The organism is Pseudoalteromonas sp. HL-AS1, assembly GCF_031198785.1.
GTDB classification, from domain to species: Bacteria; Pseudomonadota; Gammaproteobacteria; order Enterobacterales; family Alteromonadaceae; genus Pseudoalteromonas; species Pseudoalteromonas distincta.
This window is the reverse complement of the sequence record NZ_CP133569.1, coordinates 2,036,103-2,047,629: the sequence shown is the minus strand read 5'-3', so window position 1 is coordinate 2,047,629 and position 11,527 is coordinate 2,036,103. Positions and strand designations below refer to the sequence as shown.

Here is an 11,527-nt window from a genome sequence, read left to right as displayed (position 1 = left end):
GATATAACTAAAAAGGAACAAGTCACTATAAATACAAAGGGTTACCACGTTTTTATAGGAAGAACCTTTTTTATAATAGCTTGTAAAATAATTAACACTGCATTAAGAGGTTTTTTTCGTCAAAGCTAACTACTTTATCTCTGCCGGTTTCTTTAGCAAGATAAAGGCGTTTATCAGCCAACGACAGTAAGTCTTTTACACTCATTTTACCATTTACAGAGTGACTCACTCCCGCGCTCACAGATAGTTTTATATGCGCGTTTTGATAATAAAACGGATGCTTAGAAATATTTTCACGTAAGTGCTCTGCATATTCTTTAGCTGCTCGTAGGGAATAGTCTGGTAGTAATATTGCAAATTCTTCACCGCCTATTCTGGCGCAAATACCCTCATCAATAAATTGCTCTTTTATGTGCTGCGCAATCCATTTAATTGCTTGATCGCCCGTGTCGTGGCCGTACTTATCGTTTACATGCTTAAAAAAGTCGATATCTAAAATAATTATAGATACATTTATATCATTGTTATTAGGCTGTTTAAGGACTGCTTTGGCGTTGTTAAAAAAACCTCTGCGATTAAATAACTGTGTAAGAGAGTCGGTATTGGCAAGGTTCGATAGCGTGTATTCACTATTAGAAAATAACAAAAATGGCAGTATAAGAGCACTCAGTGTGGCTAATAGTAAATGACTAATAAGCACAATTTGCAAAGGGGTTGCTACATCTTGAATACTCGAACTAAGTACCGGTATTGATAGAAATATAGCATTTAAAAACATAACTCCACTGTGCACTAAAAAGCAGGTAATTAACGCCTTTTTCTGGGCTTTAGCAACAAAGCTCATGCTTTTGATTAAATAAGCTGTGTAAATAAATAATCCGGCAATTACTAAACTCGTTAGCATTTTTGCTGCACCGAAAGGATAAATTGCCAATAACAATAAGCTAGAAAAACCAAATATGCAGTAAAGAGGCATTAAGCTAATATTTTGTACGTTTTTGTATTTATATAGTCCAACAATAATTAAAAGTGGGCTAGTAATCATTGAAACACTAGCTAAATAGTGGGTTATTAAAGGAAGATCTATGAATAAGCGCAAACATGCTAGTATTTCGGCTAATGCGAATGTGGCACAGGCTAAACCAAATAATAAAAAAGATGTTTGTTTTTTATATTTATAAATTGAGAGAAAAAATAAGCTTATGAATAAGTTAAGGATAAAAGAGAAGAAGATCACAGTAGGCAAATGAAACATGATTTATTCTCTTTATTATAAAATGATGAAATATATATTTAACTAACTGTTGTAATTATTATGTATTAATAAGAAAAGGTCAATTCAGTTAAAAGGATTGCTTTTTCAATTTTTATATTTTACCTCAAGAATTATTAACGCCCGCTAAACCAAACTCTCTAAAGCTGATTTAATATCAGGATGATGAAAACGATAATTATGAACGAGCGCCTTTTTAGGGACTACAAATTGTCCCGTTGTTAGTAAGTCTGACATTTCACCCATTAATAGGTTAAGTACTGGGGTTGGCATAGTGATAAATGCAGGTCGAGAGAGCGCCTCGCCTAAGCTTTTACTAAATTGAGCATTGCTTACAGGGTTGGGGGCTGTTGCGTTAACAGGGCCTGATATTTCTGGGTGTTTAATAATAAAGAGTATTAGCTGAATCATATCGTCTATGTGTATCCACGACATGCCTTGCTCGCCATTACCAATCGGGCCGCCTAAACACAATTTAAAAGCAGGCAACATTTTTCCAAGTGCACCTCCTTTTTTAGCTAAAACAATACCCGTTCGCAAAAGGCATACTCTGGTTTGTTCTGATTGGGCGAGTAGTGCTGCATTTTCCCAGTCTTTACAAAGCTGGTGGCTAAATTCATCGTGTGGGCTTTCAAAAGTTTCATCAATAGGATTACTATTTTGTCGACCATAAAAACCAATTGCACTGCCAGATATAAAAGTATGCGGAGCAGTACTACAGGCTTTAATAGCTTCACTAATTTGCTGTGTAATATCAATACGACTGTTTCGTATTATTTGCTTTTGTTTGTCGCTCCAGCGTTTATTTACAATCGGCTCGCCAGCGAGATTAATAACGATATCAACAGTGTTAAAGTCAACATCACTAATGTCACTTACGGCTTTAACTTTGTGGCCTAATAATACGTTTGCTTTAGTCGGATTTCGGCTAAGTACAGTAACAGTATTATGATGAAGTAAAAAAGGGCATAAGTGCTTACCAATTAATCCGGTCGCGCCAGTTATAAATATATGCATTATTCATCCTTACAATAAAATAGAAGCAAGTGATTAAAAAACATACTCGCTAGCAAACAGCTTTGCAAATTTATACGTAAAACAGGCTTTTATGATCACTTCGTAATTATTTCATTTAATTACCTTTTGCCTTACACTGGGGCGATATAGTTAATAAAAGGATTAATAAATTGGCAAGTTTAACTGGAGTAAATAAAAGCTTAATAGTTTTTGCTTCCTTGGTAGTGGTCCTCGCTGGAATAAAAGCCGCGAGTGTAATTATTATTCCGTTTATTTTGGCGGCATTTATTGCCATTATTTGTAATCCGCTTATCAAGTTTTTTGCGCGCTACAAGATTCCTAAAGGCATTGCTGTTATGCTGGTCGTGCTGATTATAGTTGGCTTAGGTGTAAGCCTTGGTGGGCTTGTGGGGTAATCTATCAACGACTTTTCTCAGCAGCTTCCTGAGTATAAAACACAACTAAAAGAAGAATTTGTATGGCTGGTCGATTTAGCATCTCAATACAACATACTGATCAATAAAGATCAGTTAATTAATATGTTCGACCCTGGCAAAATGGTTGATGTGGCCACTAATATGCTCACTGGGTTAGGTGGCGTAATGGCAAACATGTTTTTAATTATTTTAACGGTTGTTTTTATGCTGTTTGAAGGGCCAATGCTGAGCAAGAAAATACATATGGCACTTGAAGACCCTGATAGTAAAATGAAGCAAATTGACCGCTTTTTAGAATCTATTAATTCATACTTGGCAATTAAAACGCTAGTAAGTTTAGGGACGGGTATTATTGCTGCGTTTTACTTATGGATTTTAGACGTTGACTACTTTGTGCTTTGGGGCGTGTTGGCATTTATGTTCAATTACATTCCAAATATAGGTTCAATTATTGCGGCTGTACCAGCTGTATTACTTGCCCTTATTACTCAAGGCCCATTAGTGGCAGGACTTGTTGCTGCAGGATATTTAACAATAAATACGGTAATGGGTAATATTGTAGAGCCTAAATTTTTGGGCAAAGGGCTGGGTCTTTCAACGTTAGTGGTGTTTTTATCATTAATATTTTGGGGCTGGTTATTAGGTACTGTGGGTATGCTTTTATCTGTTCCATTAACAATGATTGTAAAAATAGCCCTAGAAGCCAGTGCAGAAGGTAAGTGGGTTGCCACTTTACTGGGCAGTGGTGAAGACGTTACTAAAAACAACTAACATTTATAACCATCAAGGGCTGTAAAATTAAAACCCTTGATGGTTAAGTTATCAGTAAATACAGGGCTATTAATTAACAAACGATTTAATAGCGTCATCCACTGCGTATATTGCGCCTTCTAAATATCCTGCTTCTTGTTTTGCAAACTCACTCGCTACAAAATGAATGTTGAGGTTACTTAATTGCTCTTCCAAGTTTGAAAAATCAAATTCTGGGTGCCGTGAAGGCTGAGTTTGATCGTCTCTATTAGCTACAAATTTATCCTCTGCCCAGTCTTTAATAAAGTATCCGGTTGCCTTTTCAGCATCCTTACCATAAAAGTAGCTGAGCTGTTGGGCACAGGCTTGAATTAATTGCTCTTGAGTTACTTGGTTTCGTGATAAGTAGGGGACACCTATAAAGCCAAATAATGCGGCGTAATTACTATCCTCAGCACTGGCATCGTGAATTTCGACCATAGGGCCTACGCGGCTAAAGCATTGCCCAGATAAGTTTTTATCACGCCAAAATGCATGTTCAAAAGTAGCTATAAACTTGGCTTGTCCTGCCATCCATGTAGGTACACTACTAAGGCGGTTTATGAGCGTTGGAGTCGCCCATAGTTCAGGTGTTAAATGCGTTGTAACCATACGAGGAGGAATTGCTGAAATTAATTTGCCAGTAGTAAAGTGCTTTATATTGCCTAAGTGATTAACAGTAACTTGCCAGCTATTATCACCTTTTTTAAGCTCAGTGACATTGTGTTCTAATAACACTGAATCAGGATTAAGTTGCTCACATAAGGCAGTTATTAAGGTATTCATGCCGTGTTTGAGTCTAAATAGTTGCATATCTCCAGCACCTGCAATTTGTTGAGGTTGCTTAGAATTAGGTGCTTGATATAACACATCACCTTTATTGTATTGCTCAAATATACTTAAGTTGAGTGACTTTATTAGCGCTTGAATTTTTGGTTGGTGGGGAAATATCCACGTAGGACCCAAATCAAAACGAACATCGTTATTTTTTGGTGATTGCGCGGCAAAAATTCGGCCACCTAATTGCGATTTAGCTTCTAATAATAAGTACTCAATATTAAGTAGTTGTAATTTATACGCACTGTATAAACCAGCAAGTCCGCCACCTATAATAATTACTGGTTTAGTCATCTGTTTATCCATTAGTTTTTAGCAATCTACTAGTAGGTAGTTTGTTTTGATATGAATAAATTGTCAAGTAGACTAAAGGGAACTAGTAGTGAAACGTAATACCAATCTGCTTATATACGAGGTCTATTTAACGTTAAGAAAATTACGCTAGAACTAGGCAAAAATTTTTGTATCTAGTTGTTCTAAATAAAAAATTTTTAACGACGTTATAGTGCAATTTAATTCGTTAAATTGATCAAAGATTTATGCAGGTTGGTATAACTAGTTTAGTGTGCTTAAGTTACGTCAAAATGGGTGTTTTAGTGATTCTGTAAATTGATTTATAAGCTCAATTTCACACTGTTTATAGCTAATGGCTGCGGTTGTCGCATTAGGAAGTTTTATTAAGTAACGCCATTGGCAGGCGCTCTCAAGGTACTTTTCGTTATTTTTAATGCTGCGCATGAATAACGGCAGTACTTGCGTATTGCCTGTGCTTTCTTGTGATTTAGTTAGCTCATATTTACGCTTTTGTATCCAACTACCTTGTGCTTGTTTTGCTTTATCAATTTGGCTATCTAGGCATTGAATATATCGCTTAGCTTCATCGGTTGTTGCTTTAGCGGCTAAAGTACATGCTTCATCTGCAAAGCTATATTGGCTTGAAGCAAGTAACACAATGGCAGTTAGTTTTAATAAATAGTTACTTTTTGTCATTGTAATTAAACTCTAAAATAAATTGAGCGCCGCCTAAGTTATCAGCTTCTGTAATGGTAAGTGTACCGCGATAGGACTTAACCAAGTCAGATACAATTGCCATCCCTACGCCGTGTCCACTTTCGTATGTATCCAGACGAGTACCCCGTGTAAGTAGAGATTCACGTTTGTCCTCTGGTACGCCAGGGCCATCATCGCTAATTCCAATACACAAAGTTTTGCTTTGAATAACTTGTATTGCTACTTGTGATCGACACGCTTTACAGGCGTTATCAATCAGGTTGCCAAGTAATTCCATTAAATCTGTTTGGTCACCTAAAAAGTAATCTTTTTCGGTTACGGTGCAGGTAAAAATAATATCTTTATCACGGTACACTTTTGCCATAGCACTGAGTATTGAATCGAGTACTGGCTTAATAGGTGTTTGTTTTTTCCAGGTGTCTGATGCACCGGTTGCAGCACGCTTTAATTGGTGCTCGATCATCACATTAATTCGGTCGAGTTGTTCTTGTGCATCGGCATCGTTTGCCAATGGACTTGATTTTAGCACCGCAAGCGGTGTTTTAAGTGCATGAGCAAGGTCGCTTAATGAGGCTCTGTAACGCTCTTTTTGGCGTTGTTGAGACTCAAGTAGCAAGTTCAGGTCTGCTTTTATTGTTTGCAGTTCTACAGGGTAGAGGCCTTTAATTTCTTGAATATCACCCGATTCAATTGCTTTTATTTCTTTATCGAGTCTTTGGAGTGGGCGAGCGCTCCAAATAAAACCAATCGCCATCAGGCCTGCAATTGCAATGCCCATTATAAACATCCAATCTACAAGGGTTTGCTTAAAGCCATCCATTAAACGAAGTAGAGCGTCATTACGTTTAACTAATATAAAGCGAGCTTGTTCTGATTGATCTATGTTATTTAAAATTACAGTCAGGCTAAGTTGCCAGTACGCGGTGTTATTATGCTCCACGCGCCTGAAATCGGCAGCACCGGCTTTGGTTTCTATTTGCTCTGGTACATAGTTTAAGTTTACAGCCGATTCTGAGTTCCAAACAGGATCATCATCGCGGTAAATCATTGCGTAGGTATCTGAATTTAATCTGTTTAACTCAGGCGCTAAAATAGTGCTGGGCATAATAATACCATGCTCAGTAAAGTCGACTTCAGATATTAGCGAGTAAAGCTGTGCTTCGAGAGTTTTTTCAGTCGCATCAACAAGTGAAGCGTAATACGCTTTGCCAATTGAATAAAATAAGATAGGGAGCGCGACTAATAAAACAAAGACAAGGATAAATCCTTGCCTTATTTTTAACGATATTTGCGGTATTACCACTGGCTTTTAAGCCTGTAACCACGCCCACGTAGTGTCTCTACTGGGTTTAGCACACCATCAGGGTCAAGCTTTTTACGCAAACGTAGTACAAATACTTCAATTACGTTTGAATCAAGATCGAAATCTTGGTCGTAAATATGCTCAGTAAGTTCTGATTTAGAAATTACTTTCTGCGGATTTACCATTAAGTATTCAAGTACTTTATATTCGTAAGCTGTAAGGCTAAGCTCTTTATCATCAACCCATACTTGTTGTGAACGTGTATGAATTTTAATTGGGCCCGCAGTCATTTCTGGATTTGCTTTACCAGCACTGCGACGAATTAATGCATTACAACGTGCAATAAGTTCTTCAACATGAAATGGTTTGGTAAGGTAGTCATCAGCACCTGCATCTAAACCTTCTACTTTGTCCTGCCAGCGATCGCGCGCTGTTAAGATTAAAATAGGAATAGTAATGCCTTGTGCTCGTGCTTTATTGATTAGCTCAATACCGTCTATTTTAGGTAAACCTAAATCAACTACGGCCATATCAAGCGGGTATTCTGTAATGTGGAAAAGACCTGCTTCACCGTCGTGGCATAAATCCACGCTGTAACGTTCTTTTTCTAAAGCATTACGTAGGTTATCTGCTAAATGTAAATCGTCTTCAATAACTAAAATTCGCATTTGTTAATCCTTTTTCACTTCGCCGGTTTTTTTATTTATATGTAAATCAACGACGTGGCCGTCAGATTTGAGTATTCGTACGGTATAAAAATCTGTTTTTTCGGTAATTTTTAAGGTCTTACCGCCTATTGTTTTCTTTGCAAGTATTACGGCTTTCTTTTTGTCCACCTCAGCATGAGATGCTTGGGTGGCCGTCGCTGCTTGAGCAATGTTAGCTAAGCTAACACAAGCAATAAAACCGAGGCTTAATAATACGCGCATAATGGAAAACTCCTAGACCAGACCCACTTAGTTTAATTAACTAAGTTACTAAAATTCAAGTAAAAACGCTAAATTCGCTTTTATCTTAGTAATTTTAATTAAAATCTTGTGAACAAACCCTGAATTACAGTGCAACGCACGCTCTTAGGGTTTAATACACTTTTAAGCAGGGAACACTTTTTTGAAAGGTTTAACAACTGTATTTTCATAGATGCCAGCGGCAACGTAAGGGTCAGCTGCTGCCCATTCTCGAGCGGCTTCAATTGACTCAAACTCAGCAACAACTAATGAACCGGTAAAACCTGCTTCTTGAGGAGCTTCACTATCGACTGCCGGAAACGGACCTGCGGTAAGTAAACGATTTTGAGAATCAAGCTCACTAAGGCGCGCTAAATGTGCAGGGCGTGCTGCTTTTCTAAGCTCTAAGCTATTTTCAACGTCTGTTGAATGAATCATGTACAACATAAGTAATCTCATAAAAATTGTTAAATTTGATTAACGCAATACTACCACAGCGTTGAAAATTGGTGAATTAAAAGCGTATTTACACAGGTTTACACATCGATTTTATTTTTACACTGTAATTGCTTGAAAATCTCTGTGTAACACTGGTAGAGTCGCTGAAATATACAAAATAATAAAAAGGTTTCAAGCATGAGCGAAAATAGAGAACGATTTAGTTCCCGTCTCGGATTCATATTAGCGGCGGCAGGTTCGGCTGTAGGTATTGGTAATTTAGTTGGCTTTCCGGTTTCTGCTACTAAAAATGGCGGCGGCGCATTTTTATTAATTTACGCTTTATTTGTCGTATTCATTTGTTTACCAGTCATGATGGCTGAAATGGCAATGGGTCGTAACGCTCAAAAAGATCCACTTGGTTCGTATAAGCTATTATCAAATAACGATAAAAAATGGAAGTTTGCAGGCTTTTTAGCCGTGCTTACACCATTTATGATTGCTGTATTTTATATGGTAATTACGGTTTGGATTTTTGGCTATTTAACGCAAACAGGCCTAGGTAATTTAGATTTATTAGCTGATCCCGGCCACTTTGGTGTTTTTATCAATAGTTACACTGTGTTTGGTTATATGGCCGTTGTGGTTATTATGGTGAACTTAATTTTATTAGGCGGTGTTAAGCAGGGCATAGAAAAAGCCGCTAAGTTTTTAATGCCCGCTTTATTGGTTATGCTGCTTGCCCTCGTTATTTATGTATTAACGCTTGATAACGCAATGGCTGGGGTTAAATACTATATTATTCCTGATTTTTCTAAAATGAATGCAAGTGTCTTAAATGGCGCATTAAGCCAAGCGTTTTTCTCGCTATCTTTGGGCATGGGTATCTTAATGACTTACGCGTCGTATATTTCTAAAAAGGATGACATTGTAAGTAGCGCTAAAATGGTTGCTATTACGGACTCACTTGTTGCGTTTGTAGCGGGCCTAATGGTGTTGCCCGCTATATTTAGTTTTGATCCAAATACAGACCCTGCTGCACTTTCTGACTCGTCTGTATCGATGATTTTTGTATACCTACCTAAAATCTTATTAGCACTGCAAAATGATATTGGCTATGTAGGTGCATCTATTGTTGCATTCTCATTCTTTTTATTAGTATTTTTTGCAGCAATTACCTCACTTGTTTCAATAGTAGAAGTCCCGACTGCAACCCTAAGTGACCGTAAAGGTATTAGCCGTAAAAAAGCATTGGGCATCCTTACACTTTCAACCGGTGTACTTACTATTTTATGTACAATGTCGTTTGGTATGATTGACAGCCTTACTTCGTTCACCAGTTATGGCGGCGTTAATAAGAGCTTTTTTGATATTATTGTTGATGTATTTTACGACACAATTTTACCGCTTAATGGCTTAATGGTGTGTTTATTTGTAATGTATCGCTGGAAAAAAGCACGCTTAACACAAGAGCTAAGCTTAGGTTCGCCTAATTATGCGGGAAGCTTTATGGAAAAATACGTTAACTTTTCACTTTCAACGTTTATTCCTGTTATTTTAGCTGTGATATTTATTAATACAGTGGCGACTAAGTTTTTCCACTTAAAAATATTTGGCTTTTAAATAGACCTCTTTAAAGCTTATTGAATAATATAATGCCGCTCAGCTAAGCTCTGCGGCATTTTTTATGAGCGTTTTTTTCAGGTATCTGGTAACTATTAAAAGGATTTAAAATGAATAAAATTATTATTGGGTTTGCTTTTGCTATTTCATCATTTGGCGCATTTACGCAAAGCGCTGATGGTTGGCCTGAAGGCGGTGCAATGCACACCGGCAATACTTATAATTTAGAGGGTAATAGATACAAAACTAAAATCAGTAAAATGATGGATGAAATTTACCCGCAACTAACTGATGATTACCAAGTTGATGCAGTTAAAGCACAAATAAAAGCATGGGAGCAGTATATAGACGCTACATGTAACGTTGTTGGCATAGCAACGGGGGCAGGTGGCTCTTGGCCCTCAACGTATAGTGTTAAATGCGAAAGAAGCCTAAGTTATGATAGATACTTTGCGACTAAAAACGCGCTGAAGTGCGTTAATAGATTAAGTAAGGAAGAGTTTGTAGGGCGTAGCGAAAAGTTAAATTGTTTAATTCAAACATTAAATATAAAAATATTTTAAGGTTTGCAGCAGCGCTACAGCTAAATTATACAGTTAGCTGTAGCATTTTAGGCTTTATAGCAACTCAATACTTACTGTTGCGCCTTTTTCGATATTGCCGCTTTGCGCCGGAACTACAATTAAACAGTTAGCTTTACTAAGCGACGAAAGTACACCCGAGCCCTGTTTATTAAACGGGGCAACTACCAAGTCACCTTGTTCGTTAATTGTTGCAGTACCGCGCTGAAAGTCAGCTCTGCCAGGGCGCTTTTTAATGACGGATGTAGTAACAGCGTTAAAGCGCATTTTAGGGTTTACGTCACCAAGACCCGACAGCTTTTGCAGTGCAGGCTCTACTAACTGATTAAACGTAACAGCAGCCGACACAGGGTTACCTGGCAAGCCAAAAAAGTAACTGTTACTTAATTTACCAAAGGCAAAAGGTTTGCCTGGTTTCATGGCTATTTTCCAAAAGTGGATATTGCCAATTTCGTTGAGCACTTCTTTGGTAAAGTCGGCTTCACCAACCGATACACCGCCTGAGCTTATTACGGCATCGGCAAGTTCGTTCGCTTTTAAAAATGCATTAGTGATGAGTTCTTTGTCATCAGGGATTATTCCTAAATCAAGCACATCGATATTTTTTTGTTGCAGCGCACTAATAATAACAGCGCGGTTGCTTTCAAAAATAGCGCCTTGCTTAAGAGGCTGACCAGGTTCTATTAGCTCATCGCCTGTAGAAAGCACGGCTATTTTTAGGGTTCTTACCACATCTATATTGGCAATTCCTAAAGATGCCAGTAATCCCACATCAACGGCTTTTAATTTATCGCCTGCTTTTAAAATAACGTCGTCTATAGCAATATCTTCGCCAGCAAAACGCACGTTTTCATTTAGCTCAGGTTGCGCAGTAAACGTAATTTTATCGCCATCAACCGAGGCGTTTTCTTGCATTACAACGCCGTTAGCGCCAGGTGCAATGGCGGCGCCGGTCATTATTCTTACGCATTGCCCTGGCGTAAGTGTTCCTTCAAAAACTTGACCTGCAAACACGCTGCCTACTTGTGTGTAGGTTAAGCTTTTATCTGAAATACACAGCGCATAGCCATCCATTGCTGAGTTGTTATGAGCGGGTACGTTTATAGTTGACTTAACATCGCTTGCTAAAACGCGATCAACACTTTGCATTATAGAAATGGTTTCAACGTCTTTAACAGGCGTTATTGTGCCAAGTATATTTTGTATTGCAGTTTCAATTGGTAATAAACCGGGTGCATTGCAAACATCGTTCATATATATTGCTTACTTAA

At 37.8% G+C, this 11,527-nt stretch carries 11 protein-coding genes and 1 pseudogene; 3 read left to right on the top strand and 9 right to left on the bottom strand.

What is annotated here, in order from left to right; genetic code table 11:
* Positions 1-91: 91 nt before the first annotated feature.
* Both RB214_RS09565 and RB214_RS09560 read right to left on the bottom strand, forming a co-directional pair.
* Entirely contained in the window at positions 92-1,045 is a 954-nt protein-coding gene (locus RB214_RS09565) for a GGDEF domain-containing protein (RefSeq protein ID WP_002959792.1), read from the bottom strand.
* Between the two features lie 354 nt (positions 1,046-1,399).
* Complete coding sequence (locus RB214_RS09560) at positions 1,400-2,290, bottom strand: TIGR01777 family oxidoreductase (RefSeq protein WP_309166388.1); 891 nt, start codon at positions 2,288-2,290, stop codon at positions 1,400-1,402.
* Between the two features lie 170 nt (positions 2,291-2,460).
* On the opposite strand from RB214_RS09560, the pseudogene RB214_RS09555 reads away from it, so the two are divergent.
* A pseudogene (locus RB214_RS09555) lies at positions 2,461-3,498 on the top strand (AI-2E family transporter).
* A 69-nt stretch (positions 3,499-3,567) separates the two neighbouring features.
* Here RB214_RS09555 and RB214_RS09550 read toward each other — a convergent pair.
* The 6 genes from RB214_RS09550 to RB214_RS09525 form a co-directional block, all read right to left on the bottom strand.
* Entirely contained in the window at positions 3,568-4,647 is a 1,080-nt protein-coding gene (locus tag RB214_RS09550; RefSeq protein ID WP_309166386.1) for an FAD-dependent oxidoreductase, read from the bottom strand.
* 285 nt (positions 4,648-4,932) lie between these two features.
* A complete protein-coding gene (locus RB214_RS09545) occupies positions 4,933-5,343 on the bottom strand; it encodes a hypothetical protein (protein WP_309166384.1) in 411 nt (136 codons plus the stop codon).
* On the bottom strand, positions 5,330-6,667 hold the full coding sequence (locus RB214_RS09540) for an ATP-binding protein (RefSeq protein WP_309166382.1): 1,338 nt from the start codon (positions 6,665-6,667) through the stop codon (positions 5,330-5,332). The genes RB214_RS09545 and RB214_RS09540 overlap by 14 nt, the downstream gene beginning before the upstream one ends.
* Entirely contained in the window at positions 6,661-7,335 is a 675-nt protein-coding gene (locus tag RB214_RS09535; protein WP_002959806.1) for a response regulator transcription factor, read from the bottom strand. Before RB214_RS09535 ends, RB214_RS09540 begins: the two co-directional genes overlap by 7 nt.
* A gap of 3 nt (positions 7,336-7,338) precedes the next feature.
* Entirely contained in the window at positions 7,339-7,596 is a 258-nt protein-coding gene (locus RB214_RS09530) for a PepSY domain-containing protein (RefSeq protein ID WP_165744345.1), read from the bottom strand.
* Between the two features lie 162 nt (positions 7,597-7,758).
* Complete coding sequence (locus RB214_RS09525; protein WP_309166376.1) at positions 7,759-8,061, bottom strand: YciI family protein; 303 nt, start codon at positions 8,059-8,061, stop codon at positions 7,759-7,761.
* A gap of 189 nt (positions 8,062-8,250) precedes the next feature.
* On the opposite strand from RB214_RS09525, the gene RB214_RS09520 reads away from it, so the two are divergent.
* Entirely contained in the window at positions 8,251-9,675 is a 1,425-nt protein-coding gene (locus tag RB214_RS09520) for a sodium-dependent transporter (RefSeq protein ID WP_165744344.1), read from the top strand.
* A gap of 110 nt (positions 9,676-9,785) precedes the next feature.
* Positions 9,786-10,238 (top strand): hypothetical protein, encoded by a 453-nt coding sequence (locus tag RB214_RS09515; RefSeq protein ID WP_309166372.1) that lies wholly within the window; start codon positions 9,786-9,788, stop codon positions 10,236-10,238.
* 54 nt (positions 10,239-10,292) lie between these two features.
* On the opposite strand, the gene glp is transcribed toward RB214_RS09515, so the two are convergent.
* Positions 10,293-11,510, bottom strand: coding sequence for a gephyrin-like molybdotransferase Glp (glp, locus tag RB214_RS09510; RefSeq protein ID WP_182672210.1), 1,218 nt, complete (start codon positions 11,508-11,510; stop codon positions 10,293-10,295).
* Between the last annotated feature and the right edge of the window lie 17 nt (positions 11,511-11,527).

What these genes read in the sequence shown, in the direction of transcription:
- RB214_RS09565 (WP_002959792.1), bottom strand. Translation starts at nt 1,045, where the DNA reads ATGATTACTAGCCCACTTTTAATTATTGTTGGACTATATAAATACAAA.
- RB214_RS09550 (WP_309166386.1), bottom strand. Translation starts at nt 4,647, where the DNA reads ATGACTAAACCAGTAATTATTATAGGTGGCGGACTTGCTGGTTTATAC.
- RB214_RS09525 (WP_309166376.1), bottom strand. Translation starts at nt 8,061, where the DNA reads ATGTTGTACATGATTCATTCAACAGACGTTGAAAATAGCTTAGAGCTT.
- RB214_RS09530 (WP_165744345.1), bottom strand. Translation starts at nt 7,596, where the DNA reads ATGCGCGTATTATTAAGCCTCGGTTTTATTGCTTGTGTTAGCTTAGCT.
- glp (WP_182672210.1), bottom strand. Translation starts at nt 11,510, where the DNA reads ATGAACGATGTTTGCAATGCACCCGGTTTATTACCAATTGAAACTGCA.
- RB214_RS09535 (WP_002959806.1), bottom strand. Translation starts at nt 7,335, where the DNA reads ATGCGAATTTTAGTTATTGAAGACGATTTACATTTAGCAGATAACCTA.
- RB214_RS09520 (WP_165744344.1), top strand. Translation starts at nt 8,251, where the DNA reads ATGAGCGAAAATAGAGAACGATTTAGTTCCCGTCTCGGATTCATATTA.
- RB214_RS09560 (WP_309166388.1), bottom strand. Translation starts at nt 2,290, where the DNA reads ATGCATATATTTATAACTGGCGCGACCGGATTAATTGGTAAGCACTTA.
- RB214_RS09545 (WP_309166384.1), bottom strand. Translation starts at nt 5,343, where the DNA reads ATGACAAAAAGTAACTATTTATTAAAACTAACTGCCATTGTGTTACTT.
- RB214_RS09515 (WP_309166372.1), top strand. Translation starts at nt 9,786, where the DNA reads ATGAATAAAATTATTATTGGGTTTGCTTTTGCTATTTCATCATTTGGC.